The sequence below is a fragment of the Klebsiella sp. MISC125 genome, assembly GCF_051131775.1.
Lineage (GTDB): Bacteria > Pseudomonadota > Gammaproteobacteria > Enterobacterales > Enterobacteriaceae > Klebsiella.
This window is the reverse complement of sequence record NZ_CP180448.1, coordinates 5,414,201-5,433,271: the sequence shown is the minus strand read 5'-3', so window position 1 is coordinate 5,433,271 and position 19,071 is coordinate 5,414,201. Positions and strand designations below refer to the sequence as shown.

General features: G+C 54.9%; 16 protein-coding genes and 1 pseudogene. 1 reads left to right on the top strand and 16 read right to left on the bottom strand.

Annotation, left to right across the window (positions count from 1 at the left end):
* The first annotated feature begins 63 nt into the window (after positions 1-63).
* On the top strand, positions 64-1,461 hold the full coding sequence (locus ACMYSL_RS25450) for a diguanylate cyclase (RefSeq protein WP_434664264.1): 1,398 nt from the start codon (positions 64-66) through the stop codon (positions 1,459-1,461).
* A 158-nt stretch (positions 1,462-1,619) separates the two neighbouring features.
* On the opposite strand, the gene trpS is transcribed toward ACMYSL_RS25450, so the two are convergent.
* The 16 genes and pseudogenes from trpS to ACMYSL_RS25370 all read right to left on the bottom strand — a co-directional run bounded on the left by trpS (position 1,620) and on the right by ACMYSL_RS25370 (position 19,057).
* Complete coding sequence (gene trpS, locus ACMYSL_RS25445; protein WP_434660338.1) at positions 1,620-2,627, bottom strand: tryptophan--tRNA ligase; 1,008 nt, start codon at positions 2,625-2,627, stop codon at positions 1,620-1,622.
* 206 nt (positions 2,628-2,833) lie between these two features.
* Entirely contained in the window at positions 2,834-4,090 is a 1,257-nt protein-coding gene (mtr, locus tag ACMYSL_RS25440; RefSeq protein WP_434660337.1) for a tryptophan permease, read from the bottom strand.
* Between the two features lie 288 nt (positions 4,091-4,378).
* On the bottom strand, positions 4,379-5,767 hold the full coding sequence (gene tnaA / locus ACMYSL_RS25435) for a tryptophanase (protein WP_434660335.1): 1,389 nt from the start codon (positions 5,765-5,767) through the stop codon (positions 4,379-4,381).
* Positions 5,768-5,890: 123 nt separating this feature from the next.
* Positions 5,891-5,986, bottom strand: coding sequence for a tryptophanase leader peptide (tnaC, locus tag ACMYSL_RS25430; RefSeq protein ID WP_004098218.1), 96 nt, complete (start codon positions 5,984-5,986; stop codon positions 5,891-5,893).
* Between the two features lie 207 nt (positions 5,987-6,193).
* Positions 6,194-8,563: pseudogene (cutC, locus tag ACMYSL_RS25425) on the bottom strand (choline trimethylamine-lyase); the annotation flags it as partial.
* 117 nt (positions 8,564-8,680) lie between these two features.
* Complete coding sequence (locus ACMYSL_RS25420) at positions 8,681-9,010, bottom strand: DMT family transporter (RefSeq protein WP_102804055.1); 330 nt, start codon at positions 9,008-9,010, stop codon at positions 8,681-8,683.
* Positions 9,011-9,027: 17 nt separating this feature from the next.
* Positions 9,028-9,441: a DMT family transporter gene (locus tag ACMYSL_RS25415; protein WP_110277410.1), complete on the bottom strand. Its 414-nt coding sequence runs from the start codon at positions 9,439-9,441 to the stop codon at positions 9,028-9,030.
* Between the two features lie 19 nt (positions 9,442-9,460).
* Positions 9,461-10,147 carry a hypothetical protein gene (locus ACMYSL_RS25410; RefSeq protein WP_434660332.1) on the bottom strand — a complete coding sequence of 229 codons (687 nt, stop codon included), beginning with the start codon at positions 10,145-10,147 and terminating at the stop codon, positions 9,461-9,463.
* Between the two features lie 12 nt (positions 10,148-10,159).
* Positions 10,160-10,780, bottom strand: coding sequence for a phosphate propanoyltransferase (locus ACMYSL_RS25405; RefSeq protein WP_434660331.1), 621 nt, complete (start codon positions 10,778-10,780; stop codon positions 10,160-10,162).
* Positions 10,777-11,235, bottom strand: coding sequence for a BMC domain-containing protein (locus ACMYSL_RS25400; protein ID WP_434660329.1), 459 nt, complete (start codon positions 11,233-11,235; stop codon positions 10,777-10,779). Before ACMYSL_RS25400 ends, ACMYSL_RS25405 begins: the two co-directional genes overlap by 4 nt.
* Positions 11,236-11,246: 11 nt before the next feature.
* The gene (gene cutD / locus ACMYSL_RS25395; RefSeq protein ID WP_434660327.1) at positions 11,247-12,194 is read right to left on the bottom strand and encodes a choline TMA-lyase-activating enzyme; all 948 of its coding nucleotides are present in this window, start codon (positions 12,192-12,194) and stop codon (positions 11,247-11,249) included.
* Positions 12,195-12,251: 57 nt separating this feature from the next.
* Entirely contained in the window at positions 12,252-15,638 is a 3,387-nt protein-coding gene (cutC, locus tag ACMYSL_RS25390) for a choline trimethylamine-lyase (RefSeq protein ID WP_434660325.1), read from the bottom strand.
* Positions 15,639-15,663: 25 nt separating this feature from the next.
* Positions 15,664-16,818: a 1-propanol dehydrogenase PduQ gene (locus ACMYSL_RS25385; RefSeq protein WP_434660323.1), complete on the bottom strand. Its 1,155-nt coding sequence runs from the start codon at positions 16,816-16,818 to the stop codon at positions 15,664-15,666.
* A gap of 15 nt (positions 16,819-16,833) precedes the next feature.
* A complete protein-coding gene (locus ACMYSL_RS25380) occupies positions 16,834-17,091 on the bottom strand; it encodes a EutN/CcmL family microcompartment protein (protein ID WP_110277403.1) in 258 nt (85 codons plus the stop codon).
* Positions 17,092-17,117: 26 nt separating this feature from the next.
* On the bottom strand, positions 17,118-18,725 hold the full coding sequence (locus tag ACMYSL_RS25375; protein WP_434660321.1) for an acetaldehyde dehydrogenase (acetylating): 1,608 nt from the start codon (positions 18,723-18,725) through the stop codon (positions 17,118-17,120).
* 53 nt (positions 18,726-18,778) lie between these two features.
* A complete protein-coding gene (locus tag ACMYSL_RS25370; RefSeq protein WP_015585230.1) occupies positions 18,779-19,057 on the bottom strand; it encodes a BMC domain-containing protein in 279 nt (92 codons plus the stop codon).
* Positions 19,058-19,071: the final 14 nt, after the last annotated feature.

Here is a 19,071-nt window from a genome sequence, read left to right as displayed (position 1 = left end):
GAGAACTGTTGTATGATCTTCGGCCCTGAAAATACACTAACGCCAGGCGAGCGCTTTATTCAAATGAAAGATGAAAGCCAGAAATATATCTCCATTATTTTTAAGGAATGGTTGCCGCTGTACGACAGCCTGACGCCGGAAGTGAAGGCTGTTCTTAAAAATATTGCTGAGCAGCAGGCGGAGGCGTTAGCGACCCGTTTTTATGACTTTATTTTTCAGGACCCGGATATCGCCAGGCATCTCACCTATGATTTAGTCCAGGAGCGGCTAAGTAGCTCGCTCGCTGGGTGGGTGAGAGATATCCTGATGAGCGAGAAGGAAAATCTGCAGGCGCTGGCGGAGCGGCAGTACCTGATCGGCAGCATCCATTCGCGAATTGGCATTCCGGCTGAGGCCGTCCTGCGCGGCGCGCGGCAGCTTAAGGCCGGGCTGATTGAAAATATCCGCGATAGCGAGATTGACCGTGATACCAGCGTCGCCGCCATCTACTACGCCATCATGGCTATTAATATGGCGGTCGAGATGATGTGCCACGCCTATACCCTATCGCACTACCGTGCGACGAAAAATGAAGAGGCTTATCGCCTGTATAGCCTGATGGATAATGTGCCATTGGAATATGGTAAGCAGCAGGCTTCGCTCTCTGGGTGGGAAAATACCGCAATTTTTAATATCGTCAGCGATAATAAGACAGATATTAACGGAGCGTTATTATCTGAGTCAGAATTTGGCCTGTGGTTCCGCCATAAATGCGTGCGTTATTTTAATAAAAATCCGCAAATGCAGGAAATCGCCGACTTAATTAGCAAGGTGGATGCCCTGTTATCCGCCTGGAAATCTTCGGTAGACGATTCAGAGTACAAAAATACGCAAAGTCTGCTACAGGGTATCCATATCCATTGTCAGCAGATTGGTAGCCAGCTTGGGGTTCTGTTTAGCAGCCTGTCGCAGATGCAAAGCGGCAAAGATACGCTGACCAGCCTGTTGAATCGCCGCTACCTGCCGGTAGTCCTTAAGCATGAAGTGACGCTGGCGATGGAGTATGAGCTGCCGATGACGGTGGCGATCATTGATATCGACCACTTTAAAGAAATTAACGACAGCTGGGGTCATATGGTCGGTGACCGGGCGATCAAGCACGTTGCGGAGCTGCTCAGCGATAACATTCGTTCCAGTGACTACATTTTCCGCTACGGCGGTGAGGAGTTTCTGCTGGTGCTGGTGGAAACCGGCGCGGCGGAAGCCTTTACTATCCTCGAGCGGCTGCGTAAAAAAATCAGCCAACTGGCGTTTAGCGTCGGTGCTGAGACCGAAATTTCGATCACCGCCAGCATTGGCTACGCCGTCCACACCGGTCATCCGGATTACAACCTGCTGCTGCGCGACGCCGACAGCGCGCTGTATGTCGCCAAACGTGATGGGCGAAATTGTGTGAAGATGCATGAAGGCGACGGCAATTAAGCGGCTGAGTTCTTCCCGGAGGCGGCGCGTTGCGCCTGTCCGGGCTATCAGTCCGCAGACAGCTAGGAACCCGTAGCCCGGTAAGGCGTCAGCCGCCACCGGGGAGATAGCCGCATCAGGCTGCGAGCTCGTGGAGCCTGCGAAGATATCTCTGACTCTCAAAACAGCACCGGCAGCCCCAGACCTCGTTTTACCTCATGCAACGTTTGTTGAGTCAACTGGTGTGCCCGTTCGCTTCCCCGGCGCAGTAGTTCCAGCAGCATGCCTTTATCCTGAATATAGGTCGCCCGGCGTTCGCGTATCGGTGCCAGCAGCTCCTGTAAACAGGACTCCAGCTCATTCTTGCACTGTCGGTCCCCAAGACCACCACGCTGATAGTGTGCTTTCATATCCGCAACCAACGTTTTATCGGGATGAAAGGCGTCGAGATAAGTAAAGACCACGTTACCTTCAATCTGGCCCGGATCGGCAACTCGCAGGTGATTCGGATCGGTGTACATGGCGCTGACCGCGCGGTGGATCTCCTCTTTGCTGGCTGAAAGCGTGAGCGTATTTCCCAGCGATTTCGACATTTTTGCATTGCCGTCGATGCCCGGCAGGCGGCTGACATCGCTGAGTAGCGCTTTGCAGTGCTGTAAGATCGGCGTCGTCGTCAGGCTATTCATTTTGTGCACGATCTCGTTGGTCTGTTCAATCATCGGTAGCTGATCGTCGCCAACCGGCACCAGTTCGGCTTTAAAGGCGCTGATATCGGCAGCCTGGCTGATGGGATAGGCCAAAAAGCCCACCGGTAGCGAGCGGGAAAATCCCTTCTGGGCGATTTCGTTTTTGACCGTCGGATTACGCTCAACGCGGGCGACGGTGACGATATTCATATATAGCGCGCTGAGCTCCGCCAGCGCCGGTAGGGCCGATTGCAGACAGATGGTCGTCTTTTGTGGGTCGATGCCGACGGCCAGATAATCCGCCATCACTTCAAAGATGTTACTGCTGATTTTTTGCGGATTGCTGCCGTTATCGGTCAGCCCCTGCAGATCAGCAACAAGGATAAATTGCTGGTGATCATGTTGGAGCTGCACGCGCTGGCGCAGGGAACCGACGTAGTGGCCGAGGTGCAGCTGGCCGGTTGGACGGTCGCCGGTCAGAATAGTTTGTGTCGTACTCATGAGTGACTCCTTATGCTGTGATTAAGCCGAAAGGCGCCACTCAGAAACAACAAAGCCGCCTTCCGGCGGCTCTGAATATGGGAAACGTTAAATCATGCCGCCTGTTATGCAGGCAGCCACCAACGACAAGGGTGAGTTACGACAACGTTTCTGTTCATCTTTTTATCCTGCCACGAAAAGCAGTAGCAGTAAAAGCGGTTTTTTATTTAGCGATAAACCGGCAGCAGGTTAAAACTGGATAAGATATGAATTATCGCGTTAGCGCCTCCGAAGCATAAAATCAGGATAATCATGGCATTGCCACCCCATACCCGATAGTTTGGGCTACCAAACCGTTTTCGTGAGGCTCGTGCCAGAAGAGCGGGAACGATAGCAGCCCACACGGTGGCGGCGAGACCAGCGAAGCCGATGGCGTAAATAAAGCCGTTTGGCCACAGCAGCCCACCGACAATCGGCGGCACAAAGGTAACCAGCGCGGTTTTAAAACGCCCCTTAGGGCTGTCGTCGAACTTAAACAGATCCGCCAGGTAATCGAACAGGCCGAGAGTCACGCCCAGAAACGAACTGGCGACGGCGAAGTTGGAAAAGACGGTCAGTAGTAAGTCCAGCGTGGAGCTGTTCAGCAGGCCGCTTAAGGTCTGCACCAGTACGTCAATATTGCCGCCTTTCTCGGCGATATCGATAAACGCCGGGCGCGGAATATTGCCCATGGTACCGACCAACCAGATGATATACAGCACTAGCGCCATCAGTGTGCCAAGCAGCAGGCAGCGACGAATGATTAGCGGATCTTTACCGTAATACTTCATCAGGCTGGGGACGTTACCGTGATAGCCAAATGAAGCCAGGCAGAACGGCAGCGTCATCAGCACGTAGGGCAAATATGACGCATTGGCTTCCGAGCGGTTAAACAGAATCGCGGGCTCGACGTGCCACATCAGCCCGCCGAAGGTCATAAAGAAGGTGAGGATTTTGGCGCCCAGCACGATAGTGGTCATCCGGCTTACCGCTTTGGTGCTCAGCCAGACAATAAAGGCGACCACCAGTGCGAACGCCAGGCCGCCTAAGCGCGCCGGTACCGCGAGATTCATTTGTGCAAAAGTATGCTGGATAACCGAACCGCTGGCGGATATATAGGCGTAGGTCAGAATATATAATACGAAGGCGACGGTGAGACCATTAATAATATTCCAGCCGTTACCCAGTAAATCTTTAGTGATAGTATCGAAGCTGGCGCCAATATGATAATTCAGGTTTGCTTCCAGAATCATTAATCCGGAGTGCAGCATACAAAACCAGGTAAATATAAGCGCCAGCAGCGACCAGAAAAACCAGGAGCCAGACATGACGACCGGTAAAGAGAACATACCTGCGCCAATAATGGTACCACCGATAATCATCGCCCCGCCAATCAGCGATGGTGTATTTTTTGAGACCGCTTTTGAGACCGATAATGTAGCCATAAGGTTATTCCTCACGTGGCTATCTATTAAGAGCCTATCCCATTAGGGCTATTTTGCTTGCCATTTTGAACCTGGGCAGTGCTCAGAATCCTCACGTACTACGTGTACGCTCCGGTTCTTGCGCGCTGGCCGTGTTCAAACTGTCGGCGCCAATTACGCCTACTGGGATAGGCTCTAAGTAACGGGCTGCGGGCAAACGGCTACCCAAGCGCAACCCGAGTGATTGAGCTAATTAGTCGTTATTTGAAGTTTAAGGCGCTCCCGTTGCGAGAGCGCCGAGGGCTTGGGTTATTTCACCGGTTTCAGTCTGGCGACGAAGTGGCGCAGCACAGGCGGTTCATAGGTAAAGGTCAGACCCTTAATATTTGCGGCGCGGGACTTAACGGCAATCAGCGCATCAGCGATATAGTCCATATGATCGTTGGTATAAACGCGGCGCGGAATGGTCAGACGCAACAGCTCCATCGGCGACGCTTTCTGCTTACCGGTTTCCGGGTCGCGGCCCAGTAGCAGCGAGCCGATTTCCACGCTGCGAATACCCGCTTCCAGGTACAGCTCGTTATTCAACGCGTGGGCCGGGAACTGCTCTGCCGGGATATGCGGCAGCAGCAGTTTGGCATCGACGAATACCGCATGGCCGCCGGTCGGATACTGAATCGGAATGCCGCCTTCGCGCAGGCGTTCGCCGAGGTACTCCACCTGATTGATGCGATAAGCAAGGTAATCCTCATTGGTCCCTTCTTCCAGACCGATAGCCAGTGCTTCCATATCGCGTCCCGCCAGACCGCCGTAGGTGACGAAGCCTTCCATCGGCACGCAGCGGATGCGCACTTCGTTAAATAAGTCTTCATCATCGCGGAAGCAGCACAGCCCGCCAATATTGACCATCGGGTCTTTCTTAGCGGACATCGTCAGCATATCGCCGTATTCGTACATCTCGAGAATAATCTCTTTCACCGATTTATCCGCGTAGCCCTCTTCGCGCTGTTTAATAAACCAGGCGTTTTCGCAGAAGCGGGCGGAGTCGATCACCACTGGAATATTATTTTGGCGGGCAATTTGATACACCTCGCGCATATTGGCCAGCGATACCGGCTGTCCGCCGGAGCTATTACAGGTAACAGTAGTAATAATCGCCGCGACGTTTTCCGCGCCGTGTTCGGCAATGGTCGCCTTCAGCAAATCAATATCGAAATTACCTTTCCAGTCGTACCACGAGGTGGTATCGAAGGCTTTTGGCGTCACTACGTTAATCGCTTTCGCGCCGTTAAGCTCGACGTGGGCGGCGGTGGTGTCGAAGTGGAAGTTGGAAATAAATACCGGATGCGCCGACTTGCGGCGGGCAATCAAGCTCGGAAACAGGATCTGCTCCGCGCCGCGCCCCTGGTGGGTCGGAATGGTATACGGATAGCCAATGATCTCTTTGACTTTTTCGCACAGGTGCTGATAGTTGCGCGACCCGGCATAAGCCTCGTCGCCCATCATCAGGCCAGCCCACTGATGGTCGCTCATTGCTCCGGTACCGGAGTCGGTCAGCAGGTCGATATAAACATCCTGGCTATTGAGTAAAAACGGGTTATATCCCGCTTCTTCCAGGGCTTTGACGCGATCGTCAAAGGTGGTCATGCGAATGTTTTCGACCATTTTAATACGGAACGGTTCAGGAATACGTTTCATTTATTTTCTCCATGGGGATGCTGTGCCGCGTTTGGCTATTCGGCGACAAATGACAGGCGCAACAAATAGCGAATAAACGCAGTGTTGATATAAATTTTTTAGGGAGCAGGCAGCAGCGGAGAATTAACGAGGGAAGTCGTTGGAGATACGATGATCCAAATTATACCAGTCGTCCAGGCCACCCTGGGCAATGAGGCGATAAATCGATTTTTGCGTCATTACATCGTCCTCTGTGTGTGATGGGGTGTGATAAAAATAAAGAAAAATGAGAAAATAACCACGATTAAAATCACAAAATATTATTTATGGATAAGCGTATTCTTAAACTTTGACGCTGGTCTTGTTTTTTTAAATAGCAGGCTTTGTTATAACATTTTGTGTTTTTAAATCCATCGTGGTTATTGAGGATCAATTCCCATTGAGTTTTTAATGATTTACGGTACGGCTAATAATCTCATCCTGAACGTCTTTGCAAAGCTCAACAAAAAACGCGCTATAGCCCGCGACGCGAACGATAAGGTCACGATATTGTTCCGGACATTTCTGTGCTTTAACCAGAGTTGCGTTATCAATACAGTTAAACTGCATCTGCCCATTTCCCATCACCGAGGCCGTCCGCAGCAGAGTAATAATGCCATTGCGACTTTCCGGAGTATCCAGCGCGCTTTGGCTGAGCTTAAAGTTATGCGCCATCCCCAGGCTCATGGATTCGACGTTGATTCTGGAGACGGATTTGATGACCGCCGTAGGGCCTTGGGTATCGGCTCCCTGGGTTGGGCTCATGGCATCAGAGAGCGGCGCAAAAGCCTCTCGACCATCCGGCGTTGCGCCGATCATGCCACCCAGCGGCGTATTAAACGATTGTGACAGCGTTCCGTGGATATGTCTGGCATAAAGGGAGCGATGCTGATTCATTCTCTTTTCAGTGTAATCAACAATATCTACGGCAATATCATCGGCATAGCTATCATCATTGCCATATTTAGGCGCATGTTTACAATCGCGTCGGATATGTTCATATCCTTCCCAATTTGCATCGAGCGCTTTCCTGAGTTCGGTCAGGGTATATTTTTTGTCGTCATACACCAGTTTCTTAATGGCCGCCATGCTGTCCACAAAAGTGCCCAGACCAGCGAAAATCGTTCCTGGCCCGTCATACAACACTGCGCCTCCGGCGGTGACATCCTGCCCATTTTGCATACAGCCATCAACGAAGAGAGACATATACGGCGTAGGGGTGATATCGCGGAAGACGCGCTGAATAATATTGGTGCCTTTTGCATTCATCTCGATCAGGTAATCAAGCTGGCGCTTGACCACGGCTGCAAATTCGTCCCAGGTCGCCAGGGCATCGACATCACCGGTATCCAGCCAGCGCTTGTCACTATAAGATTTGAGTACGCCGCGGTTGAGCGCCATTTCAAGGGTAATAGGCCACTGGGTAAAACCGCCAGCAGTCCATTGGTGGATGCGCCCCGATCTTTGCGGTTCCACGCAGCCCATCAGGCAGTAGTCGCGGGCATCTTCAAAATCGAAGCCTTTTCTGAGCATGATTTTTATATGCGCATCGTCAAAATGACACGCGGGCATGCCGATGCCGGTTTTAATAATATCGACAATCTTATCTAAATAACGTTGCGGAGATTGATTATGGATCCGACAGGCGAGGGATGGCTGATAAACCTTCACTTTTTCAACCGCTTCCATAATAAGATATGTCAGGTCGTTAGTGCCGTCACCGCCTTCTCTTTTCAGACCGCCAACGGTCATATTAATGAATGGCATATAACCCGCGAAATACTTGGCTGTCGCACCTGGAGTATACCAAATCATTTCGGAGCACTTGATAATGAAACAGCCCATTAATTCCAGCGCCTGCTGGTTATCCATTTTGCCTGAGGCTATTCCTGCGGCAAAGTACGGATAAACATACTGGTCAATGCGTCCGAGTGAGGTGCTGCACTGGTTCTCTTCCAGTAAAAAGAGCGATTGAATCGTCCATATTGCCTGCAATGCCTCATGGAATGTTTCAGGAGGATGCGCGGGCACGCGGGCATTCACCGCCGCAATCGATTTTAATTCGTCTTTTCTCTTTGGGTCGGTTTCTTTTGCTGCGAGTTCAAGGGCATGGGCTGAGAGCCTGGCAGCATAGGTTAAAATGCCTTCGCAGCACTCTATCGCCGCCTGGTAGAAAGCGATTTTATCCTGGTGTTGTTTATTCTCTGGGGATAATTCAGCGAGAGAGAGCTCCGCTTCTCTTTTTAAGCCGTAAATCCCTTTTGGGAATAAGATATTGTCATAACCTGGGCTGGTGTCGCCGCCGCCGCTGGTAATATGGTAAGTCAGGTCGCTAATGGTTGCCTGTGCGCCAAATTCCCATAACTCTTCATTCTCTTTGCGTATTATTTTTTCGCACTCTTCGGCCAGAGATTTACCCTGCCAGAAAGGGAATAGCTCCTCCCGCATCATCCGTTTATCTTCTTCACTGATAAAATAAGGATCCTGCGGCCGGGTACCGATAGTTTCTAATTCATCCGCGACCCATTGCCACGCTGTATCCGGCGAAAAGGAGCCTGCGCGCGGTTTACCACAGGGGTGACCGACAATCAGCTCGCGATCCTGAATAAGCAGCGGTGCGGTTTCGCAGGCGCGGCGAAAACCTTTTGCCCGCAGTAAATTCCTCGGCAGTTCGGGATGGCTCTTGAATACTTCGGTATAGGCCAGCGCTCTGTTGATCGTAATGCTGGGTTTTGCCGACAGGTACGCATCCTTAAGGATTTGCAGCCGCTGTGGCAGGAGGGAGTTTGTACCAATCATAAGGAGAATTTCCGAAGCGTTAACGACTATTTGACGACGTTGCAGGCGTTTTCGGACTGCTTCTTTGCATGTTCGCTCAAAGCAGCCCGAATCTCGTTACATACTGGAGAAGACGTTCATAATGATGCCGCCGGAAATAATCAGCACCATGGCGAGGATTGCCGGGATATCCGGTTTTTGTTTATAGAGGATCATTGAGCAAATCGTGACGCCGACGATGCCAAAGCCGCACCACAGCGAGTAGGCGACGCCCACCGGAATGGTGCTCATCGCGCGGGTGAGGGCGAAATAGCATAGCCCATAGGCGCAAATCACCAGCACCGACGGGGCCAGCTTGCTAAAGCCATTGGTCTTTTTGATCATTGACGTACCGGTGATTTCGGAGCCGATAGACAGCGCCAGCCATAAAAATCCGAGATTAAACATATGCTTTTCCTTTCCTGTTAGTTGGCGACTTTTTTGTCCATAGATGAAGCGACCGGCTCAGCAGGCGCTTCCGCGCTCTCTTCGCTGCCCATTTTGGAAAACAGGTTCATGATCACGATGCCGCTGGCGATGATTGCCATGCCGATAATGGCGGCGGTGTCCGGATGCTGACCGTAGAAAGCCATACCCAGGGTGGAGACGACCAGAATGCCGGTGCCGGACCAGGTGGCGTAGGCCAGGCCAACAGGGATATCTTTGACCGCCCGTGATAGCGAGTAGTAGCAGGTGCAATAGAGAACAATCAGCAGCCCGAGCAACAGTATTTTGGTGGTACCTTCGCTGCTACCGAACATTTTGAGCGTGGATGTGGCTGAGGTTTCGGAAACAATAACCAACAGCATCCATAGCCAACACTTTGTTTTTGAAGACATAAGTTAAACTCCGGGTTTACTATTTAAGGTAAGGTTCTTTTTTTCTGTTTTTTAAAAAATCGATCGCGGCATCGGTCAGCTGAGCTTCGGGTGCGCAGGCCAGCGCCGGATTATTCACCACGTCTGTGACAGTGAGATAACGCCGCGTGGTACTCGTCAGTACCGGTGCTGCTTCGCTACCTGACGCCAGTCTTTCCAGCAGCTCATTCATGGTACACAGCGTGACGCCGCAGTCCGCCAGGCGGGCCAGCGTGGCCTGCATATGCCCGGCGTAAGCGGAGTTCGGCTGCGCGCCCAGAAGTTGGTTCAGTTCGCTGGCAGGGTCGCAATGGTAGCGCAGGGCCAGCACCGGCAGGCCGCTCAGCAGGGCGTCATGCACGCGCCGGGCAAGCGGGCTGCGCAGGGAGCCATTCACCAGATCTGCTGCCAGCGGATAATCGAGAAACGGCAGCAGCAGCGCTTTGTATGGGACCAAGGGTAGCGTATCTTGCCAGTCGGCCGCAGGCAGCGTTTTACCCAGAGCCTGCCACTGCTCACCGTCTTCAATTCCACTATCCAGCGCCAGATGCAGACTTTCGCCGCAGCTCGCCAGCCGCTGGCGAATGGCATGCCGATATCCCGTTGCGGCGGCCACCATTACCAGTACCGGCGGTTTCAGGCGCTGGAGTATGCGTTCAACCAGGCATTCAATCTGTTGGTCAGTCATGGCGGGCCTCCGTTAACCGATGAGCGTGACCTGCGCGCCGTTTTTCAATCCGGCGGCGTTGGCCTCTTCGGTATCAATATGAAACTCCAGCGCAAAGTCTTCGCGCACCCGCACCACCACTTCATCGAAAGTCAGCTGGCGCTCGCCGTCGCTGCGCACGCTGACCTTTTGACCGTTAGCAACGTTCAACTGGCGGGCGTCCTGCGGTGACATATGAATATGCCGCCAGGCGCAGATCACCTGAGAGCGCAGTTCGACGTGGCCAGCGGGGCCTATCAGCAATGCGCTACCCGCGTTCTCCAGTTGACCCGATTCGCGAACCGGCGCTTTGACGCCGAGGGTAAAGCAGTCTGCACGAGAGATTTCCAGCTGCGAAACCGGGCGCGTCGGGCCGAGGACGCGAACGTTAGTCAGCGAGCCTTTCGGACCAACCACAGTGACGCACTCCTGGGCGGCGAACTGCCCCGGTTGGCGCAGCGGCTTAAACGGCGTCAGGGCATAACCCTTACCGAACAGGGCTTCGACGTCCTGCTGCGCCAGATGCACGTGGCGATTAGAGATGCCGACCGGGATAGCCGGAGAAACATGGCTCAGGCGGGCGGCGATTTTTTCATGTAGCAGAGTATCGATCATGCCTTCTTCCCTTTCCTCATCGCCGGGTTTTTATCTTCCGACGGGACCGGTGCGGGCTGCGCTGTGGGCGGGGCGACGGGTTCTTCCGCATCCTTTTTTTCTGCCGGGAGCGGCTCAGCAGTTCCGACTTCATCTTTCATTTCAACCGGCGCGTCGACTTTGACCTCAGCGCGCGGCGGGTGGCCTTTTAAACTGCTCAGGGCTTCGACCACGCTGCGCTCAGGGCGGGCGATCACCAGCGAGCGGGCCTGCGGATCGATAGCGATAGAGACGGCCACGCCGCGCTCGATGGCGGTGTGAATCGCGCTGATTTCCCCTTCAAAGCAGACGCTCACCAGCCCTGAACCGACTTTACGGTAGCCGATGCAGGCCACGCCTGCGCTTTTACAGGCGGCGTCCACGGCCTGAACGGCGGCAACTAACCCTCGCGTTTCAATTACGCCTAAACTTTTCATTATCGGCTCCTTTAGTGACGAACTAAGCGAATATCAAAATCAAACTGCGTGAAGAACGTTTCCAGCCGGTTCAACTCATCGGCGGAATAAGTCGGGTCCTGGGTAATGGGATAGGGCATCTCCAGGCGCTCATATTTTTTGCGCCCGAGCTGGTGGTACGGCAGCATGTCGATGCGGCGGATATTGCCGCGCTTCGCCAGCTTCTGCACATAATCAATTGCTCCGGTAATGGCTTCCCATGAGTCGTTATAACCGCGCACCAGCGGCATCCGCACAATCACGTTAGCGCCCGAATCAACCAACCATTCCAGATTGCGGCGAATCCCTTCGTTGCCAATGCCAAATAAGGCTTTATGGTGCTCGCTGTTAATTTGCTTAATATCGAACAGGAAGGTATCGGTTACCGGCGCCAGCTTTTGATAATTAGCCAGTGGGGTTGTACCCTGGGTTTCAACAGCGGTATTGAGCATCATCTTTTTGCATTCGCTAAATAGCGCGACGGCAAAATCGGTTTGCAGGCTCATCTCGCCGCCGCCGATGGTGACGCCGCCGCCGGAAGCGATATAAAAATCATAATCCTGCATGATTATCTCCATCAGCTCGCTGACGGTGACATCTTTGCCCATAATATCCAGCGCGCTCTGGGTGCAAATTTCTTCGCACTTGCGACAGCCGATGCAATCTTTATTGCGGTTGACGAAGTGCTTCATTTCGCCATTATCTTCTGCCCGATAATGAATACCCGCCGGACAGACGTTGACGCAGTCGCCGCAGTTAATGCATTTATCCTGCGAAAACATCACCTGAAACTGGCTATTAAGCCCTTCCGGGTTGGCGCACCACGGGCAGCGTATATTGCAGCCTTTAAAAAAAACCAGCGTGCGAATTCCATCACCGTCATAAATCGAATATTTCTGAATATTGAAAATTCGCCCGGTTAATTCTTGTTTTGCGCTCACATTTACCTCCAGAAATACGATCGGGACATCCGTGTCCAAAAACGTCCGTGTTTTTTATCAGAACTTCTCAATTACCGTACGGCTGATAATCTCGTCCTGAACTTCTTTGCACAGTTCCACGAAGTAGGCGCTATAGCCCGCTACGCGGACGATCAGGTCACGGTATTTTTCCGGCTCCTGCTGCGCTTTTTTCAGCACTTCGTTGTCGACATAGCTGAACTGCATCTGGCCGTTGCCAAGAATCGACGCGGTGCGCAGCAGCGTAATCAAGCCATGGCGTCCTTCTGGAGTATCCAGCAGCCCTTTGAGGAACTTGAAGTTGTGCACCATGCCGATGTTCATGGTCTCCACGTTCATCTTGCTTACTGACTTAATGACCGCTGTCGGGCCTTGCTTATCCGCGCCCTGAGTCGGGCTGATACCATCGGAGAGCGGCATCCACGCCAGGCGGCCGTTCGGTGTGGCGTTGGTCAGCTCGCCAATTGGCGTATTGTTGGAGATAGACAACGTGCCGTGGCTCAGGGTCGAGTAGAGCATCTGGTACTTGCGGCACTCGCGCTCGGTCCACTCGGTGATGTCCAGCGCGTACTGGTCAACGTAGTTATCATCGTTGCCATATTTCGGCGCGTTCAGGCAGTCGCGGCGCAAGTCTTCATAGCCTTCAAAATTCGCCAGCATCGCGTCGCGCATCTGCTCAAGGGTGTATTTTTTATCTTCATACACCAGCTTGCGGATCGCGGCGAGGGAGTCGACGTAGGTCGCCAGACCGGAGAAGATCAGCCCCGGACCGTGGTTGACCATCGCGCCGCCGGCGGCGACGTCTTTACCTTGCTCCATGCAACCTTCCACCAGCAGCGACATCAGCGGCTTCGGTGCCACGTCGCGGTGTACACGTTGGCTGATAACCGTACCGATAGCCGACAGGCGCACGATGTGGGCAATCTGCTTTTTCACCGCTGCATCGAACTCTTCGAAGGTGTGCAGGTCGCGCAGATCGCCGGTATCCAGGCCCTGATAGCTATCAAACAACACCATGCGACCACGGTTTAAGACGAACTCGATGGCAATCGGCCACTGGGTATAACCGGTTGATGTCCACTGGTAGATGCGGCCGGATTTCTGCGGTTCCACGCAGCCCATCAGGCAGTAGTCGCGCGCGTCTTCGAAATCAAAGCCTTTGCGCAGCATCATCTTGATATGCGAGTCATCGAAGTGACAGGCCGGGAAGCCCATACCCGCTTTCACCACATCGACGATTTTTTCCATGTACTTCTGCGGCGACTGGTTGTGAATACGGCAGGCCAGCGACGGCTGGTAAACCTTCACAAAGCGCACGGCGTCCATAATCAGGTACGTCAGGTCGTTACAGGCATCGCCGCCGGAACGTTTTTGACCGCCGACGGTCAGGTTGATAAATGGCTGATAACCGGCGAAGTATTTCGCGCCCAGCTCGCTGGACATCCACATCAGCTCGGCGCACTTGATGATAAACGCCTGCATCATCTCCAGCGCGCTATCGTGAGTCAGGCGGCCTTCACGGATATCGGCTTCGAACATCGGATAGCAGTACTGGTCGACGCGACCCAGCGACAGGCCGGTCTGGTTCTCTTCGATTTCAAACAGTGATTCCACGGTCCAGATACTTTGCAGCGCTTCCTGCAAAGTTTTCGGCGGGTTAGCCGGAACGTTCTGGTTCACTTCGGCGATGGTCAGCAGTTCGGCGCGACGCTGGGCGTTCTGCTCGATAGCTGCCAGTTCACGGGCGCGCGCGGCGATGCGGTGAGAGTAGTTAATGACCCCCTCGCAGGTTTCAATCGCCGCCTTGTAGTAGTAAATGCGGTCGATATCTTCCGGGTTCTCCATGCTCAGGCTGGCGAGATGCGCCTCGGCATCGGCTTTAATGCCGTTCATCCCTTTGGTGAACAGCAGCACGTCGTAGCCTGGGCAGGTGTCGCCGCCGCCGTTGATCTGATGATAGGAGAGGTCGCTGACGAAGGTTTCGCCGCTGAACGCCCACACGCCCGCTTCACGGTACTGTGCTTCACAGATCTCATCCAGCGAGCGGCCTTCCCAGAACGGCACGATCTCTTCGCGGATGGTCTTTTTGTCTGCTTCACTGATCTCAAACGGATCCTGCGGACGGGTGCTCATGGTATCGAGCTCGTCGCGTACCCAGCGCCAGGCGATATCCGGCGAGAACGCGCCCGCACGCGGCTTGCCGCATGGATGGCCGACGATCAGTTCGTCGTCCTGAATCAGAATTGGCGCGGTTTCACAGGCGTGGCGGAAGGCTTTGGCGCGCAGCAGAATGGTTGGCATCCCTGGGTTGGCTTTCACCACTTCGGTAAAGGCCAGCGCGCGGTAGATGGAGACGCTTGGGCGCACGGTCAGGTAGTGGTTGCGCAGGCGCTGCATACGCGGGGTTAAACCTTCAGCCGTCGACGTTTCGCTACAGGCAGCGAACGGTGCGGCGGAAACTGGGTTCGCGCCGTTGAACAGACGTACCGGCAGATGCAGGGCGCTGAGATTTTGCTGGGCGCTCTGGAACATGTCAGAGAGTTCGTTGATGCGCGCATTCTCAAGGCTTGCGCCGTGCAGCATGGCATCGAACATCGGGTAGCCGTCGATAGCGCAGGCGGCGCGGACTTCACTCAGTTCAGCCAATTTGAACCACAAAGACTCGACGATTTCATACGCCTGCTGCTGAGACAGCGCACCGCTGTTGATATCGTGTTGGTAGTAAGGATGCAGGGCTTTATCGGCCCCTTCCGGGTTGACCGCGTAGCTGCCGTTGTCCAACTGGAGCGCCAGCTGGAACAGGTAGAATGCCTGGCAGGCTTCTTTGAAACTGCGCGCCGGGTGAGCCGGAACGTGGTGCAAAATGGCGGCGCTCTCTAATAACTCCGCCTTGCGGTAAGCGTTGGTTTCGCCAGCAGCGAGCGTTTCGGCACTGTTAGCCAGGTTTTGCGCCAGCGCCATCAGCGCGTCGCAGGCGTAAATCGCTGCACGACATCCGTTAACTTCGTCCATGCCGCTGCGGCTGACGGCGCTGCCCAGCGCGCGGGTTTTCTCTTCCAGTTGGTGTTTAATCGCCAGCACGCCTTTTTCGACCACCAGTTTGTAGTCCGGTGAATCCAGGTCGTTACTAAGATTAAGGAACTGGAATGCTGAAGGGCGCTGGGCGGCGCTTTCGTCGTGGAAAATCGCCCCGTGCGGCTTGCGGGTCTGGTTGCCGACGATCAGTTCGTCGGCGCTGATGCACAGTGGTAATTGGCGCATCAGCTCATAGAAACGGCGCGCCGGTTTGACGGCGGCGGGAATGCCCGCGATATCGCCATCAAGGGCGCTCAGCGTGGTGGCATGTTCGGTGCACAGGGTGCTTTTTTGTGAGAGTAAACGTTCTGCCAACACTTTGACGCGCGGCGTTAAGCTGTAGTGTGCCATGGGTAAGGTTCTCCAAATCTTGTTATCAGTGGCCCTGAACGGCGTTGCCGGTCCACGCCCGGCGATAGAGTTCGGTAAGTGCGTGAGCGTCCGGCGCGCGTGGGTTCGTCGGCGTACAGCTGTCGCGCAGTGCCTGGCCGACCATCTCTGCCAGACGACGGTCAAAATCAGCCGCATCAACACCGGTATCACCAATGCCGACCGGCATGGTCATTTCGTCTTTTAGCGCCTGAATGGCGACCAGCAGGCTGCCGACGCCCTGGCGGGTCGTGGCCGCAGGCAGGTCCAGCAGATGGGCTAGTCGGGCGTATTTGCGGGCGGCATCGGTATCGCACAGCCCGTGATAATCCGCATTCCAGGCCACCACTTCCGCCATCAGCAACGCGTTGGCACGGCCATGCGGTACGCGGAAAACACCGCCGAGCGCGTGGGCCAGGCTGTGGGTAATACCGAGTGATGCGTTGGTGAAGGCCATGCCCGCCATGCAGGAGGCGTTGTGCATTTTTTCTCGCGCCAGCAGATCGTGACCGTTACGCCAGCAGGTCGGCAGGTAGCGAAACACCTGCTGCACCACTTTCTCTGCCAGCGCATCGGAAAAGTCGCTGGCGGCGCGGGAGACATAGGCCTCCAGCGCATGGCACAGCACGTCCATTCCGGTATCGGCGGTGATTGCGGGCGGCACCGAGGCCACCAGCGCCGGGTCGAGAATAGCGATATCCGGCAGCAACGACGGGTCCACCAGCACCAGCTTCTCGGCGTGGGCCTTCACTACCGAAAAGGCGGTGACTTCCGAGCCAGTGCCGCTGGTGGTGGGGATCGCCACGAAGCAAGGCGGCTCGCGGTGAGCGTCCGGACGGGTTTGCGCCAGGGCGAAAATAACCGCTTTGGCTGCATCAATCACCGAACCGCCGCCCAGCGCGATAACCAGATCCGGATAGCTGTTATCCATCCGTTTCATCCCGCGCACCACGGTGGCGATATCCGGGTCGGCGACCACGTCGTCCCAGACCTGGAAGGCGATGCCGCGCGCATTGAGGATCTGCGTGACGTGATCGGCGAGGCCAAATTTGACCATCGCCTGGTCAGTGACCAGCAGCACGTTGCGGGCGGGCAGCTCGTTCAGGATGGAAAGCGCGTCCTGACCAAAGCGGATCCGGGGTTTCAGCAAAAATTCACTCATTGGGTTATTGACTCCTTAAGCGTCCCGAAACACGTTCTCGACAATGGCGACCACCGACATGGCCTTGTAGCGGTCTTTGTTGAGCGCCAGATACTCTTCCGCCAGCACGATGTCGTGCATACCGGCACCGACGCTATCAACGGCAACCCAGGTCTGGTCTTTCATCGGCTGCTGGTCATCATCTAATTTGCTGATCAGCAGCAGGTTGCTTCCGCGTAGCTCATCGCACTTCTGCGTGGCGACGACATGTCCAACTACCTTTGCGAGAATCATTGTTTTTATCGCCTTATATCAATGTGTTACTTACCGAGGCGCTCCAGCACCTGGCGAATGACTCGCTCCACGTTTTGCTCGTTGATCTCGCTTTCTGCGCCAGCGGTCGCTGCGGTAGCAAAACGGTCATCCGCGCTGCTGGCGGCGTGAGCCACTGGCGCTACAGCTGCCGGGGAGTTAAAGCGATCGTCGTCAAAGATGCTGCGGTTCGGGTTATCTGCCGGACTGACGATGGTGGGCTGCGGTTCCGGGCGGCTGCTCGGGGCGCGCAGTTCATCAATGGAGCGCACGCCGTAGCCCACTTTGCGAATATTGAGCAGATTCATCGGCCCGACGTTATCGGAGCTGGAACCGCCGCCTACCGCGCCGCAGCCCAGAGTCAGGGCCGGAGTAATATTGGTGGTCGCGCCGATACCGCCGAGGGCCGCCGGAGTGTTGATCAGGATGCGGTTAACCGGTTTTTCGAGGCAGAACTGGCGGATAACGTCCTGGTTGCGGGTGTGGATCACCAGCGTGTGGCCGAGGCCTTCGTTGGTCAGCAATTCCACCACGCGGTGACAGGCCGCTTTCCAGTCTTCTTCCACGTACAGGCCGAGGACCGGGCACAGTTTTTCGCGCGAATAGGGGTTGGAGTGCGATACCGTGGTCTGCTCGGCAATCAGCACGCGGGTGCTGGCCGGAACGCAGAATCCGGCCATCTGGCTCAGATACAGCGCGGTTTTACCGACTGTTTTCGGGTTGATCGCGCCGTTCGGACGCAGCAGCAGGGCCGCCATTTTTGCCGCTTCGCTTTCGTTCATAAAGTACGCGCCCTGGGCTTCCAGCTCGCGGTGAACGTCGTCGTAAATGCAGCGTTCGACGATGATTGACTGCTCGGAGGCGCAGATCACGCCGTTATCGAAGGTTTTGCTGGTGATGATATCTTTCACCGCATGGTGAATATCGGCGCTGCGCTCGATAAATGCAGGGCCGTTACCCGGACCGCCGCTGATGGTTGGGGTGCCGGAGGCGTAGGCTGCGCGCACCATGCCTTCACCGCCGGTGGCCAGAATTAGCGACACGTCTTTGCTGTGCATCAGTTCTGAAGTGGCTTCGAGGGTCAGCTGACTAATTGCGTCGACGCTGCCTGCCGGAGCGCCTGCCGCTTCGGCTGCGCGTTTGACGATTTCAATCGCTTTCCAGCTGCACTGACGTGCGCCCGGATGCGGGGAGAAGATAATCGCGTTACCAGCTTTCAGGGCGATCAGTGTTTTGTAGATAACAGTGGATGTCGGGTTGGTGGACGGCACCAGTGCACAAATCACCCCCAGCGGCACGCCCACGTCCATCACCTTTTGCACCTGATCGTCATGAATGATGCCGACGGTCTTCATATCTTTGATGGCGTCGTAAACGCGCAGCGAGGCGAAGCGGTTCTTCAGCACTTTGTCCTGCCAGTTGCCAAAACCGGTCTCTTCCGCGGCCATTTTCGCCAGCGCTTCGGCATGATGCGCCGCTTCCTGGGCCACGTTCTTCACGATGGCGTCGATTTGCTGCTGCGAAAAGGTGGCCAGAATCGCCTGCGCCTTTTTGGCATTGCGCACCAGCTCCCGGGCGTTTTGCCGGGACTGCAAATCGTTATCCAGTTCAATCATGAGTCTATCCTTCATCAGACTAAAAGAGTGGAGACGGGGCGCGCCCTGTCAGGTCATGCTTTGTGCTGCGACGCGATTTTTTCGATATCGTTATGCGGTCGCGCGATGACGCGAGAGGTGACGACTTCGCCAATGCGTTTTGCCGCTTCCACACCGGAATCCACGGCGGCATTCACCGCACCGACGTCGCCTTTCACCATCGCGGTGACGAGGCCTGAGCCGACGTTTTCATAGCCAATCAGCTCGACGTTGGCGGCTTTGCACATCGCATCTGCCGCTTCGATACAGGCCACCAGACCTTTGGTTTCGATAAGCCCTAGTGCTTCTTTCATCAGGTTTTCTCCGG

Coding starts and splice junctions, on each gene's coding strand:
- ACMYSL_RS25450 (WP_434664264.1), top strand. CDS start 64: ATGAAAGATGAAAGCCAGAAATATATCTCCATTATTTTTAAGGAATGG.
- trpS (WP_434660338.1), bottom strand. CDS start 2,627: ATGAGTACGACACAAACTATTCTGACCGGCGACCGTCCAACCGGCCAG.
- mtr (WP_434660337.1), bottom strand. CDS start 4,090: ATGGCTACATTATCGGTCTCAAAAGCGGTCTCAAAAAATACACCATCG.
- tnaA (WP_434660335.1), bottom strand. CDS start 5,767: ATGAAACGTATTCCTGAACCGTTCCGTATTAAAATGGTCGAAAACATT.
- tnaC (WP_004098218.1), bottom strand. CDS start 5,986: ATGACGCAAAAATCGATTTATCGCCTCATTGCCCAGGGTGGCCTGGAC.
- ACMYSL_RS25420 (WP_102804055.1), bottom strand. CDS start 9,010: ATGTTTAATCTCGGATTTTTATGGCTGGCGCTGTCTATCGGCTCCGAA.
- ACMYSL_RS25415 (WP_110277410.1), bottom strand. CDS start 9,441: ATGTCTTCAAAAACAAAGTGTTGGCTATGGATGCTGTTGGTTATTGTT.
- ACMYSL_RS25410 (WP_434660332.1), bottom strand. CDS start 10,147: ATGACTGACCAACAGATTGAATGCCTGGTTGAACGCATACTCCAGCGC.
- ACMYSL_RS25405 (WP_434660331.1), bottom strand. CDS start 10,780: ATGATCGATACTCTGCTACATGAAAAAATCGCCGCCCGCCTGAGCCAT.
- ACMYSL_RS25400 (WP_434660329.1), bottom strand. CDS start 11,235: ATGAAAAGTTTAGGCGTAATTGAAACGCGAGGGTTAGTTGCCGCCGTT.
- cutC (WP_434660325.1), bottom strand. CDS start 15,638: ATGGCACACTACAGCTTAACGCCGCGCGTCAAAGTGTTGGCAGAACGT.
- ACMYSL_RS25385 (WP_434660323.1), bottom strand. CDS start 16,818: ATGAGTGAATTTTTGCTGAAACCCCGGATCCGCTTTGGTCAGGACGCG.
- ACMYSL_RS25380 (WP_110277403.1), bottom strand. CDS start 17,091: ATGATTCTCGCAAAGGTAGTTGGACATGTCGTCGCCACGCAGAAGTGC.
- ACMYSL_RS25375 (WP_434660321.1), bottom strand. CDS start 18,725: ATGATTGAACTGGATAACGATTTGCAGTCCCGGCAAAACGCCCGGGAG.
- ACMYSL_RS25370 (WP_015585230.1), bottom strand. CDS start 19,057: ATGAAAGAAGCACTAGGGCTTATCGAAACCAAAGGTCTGGTGGCCTGT.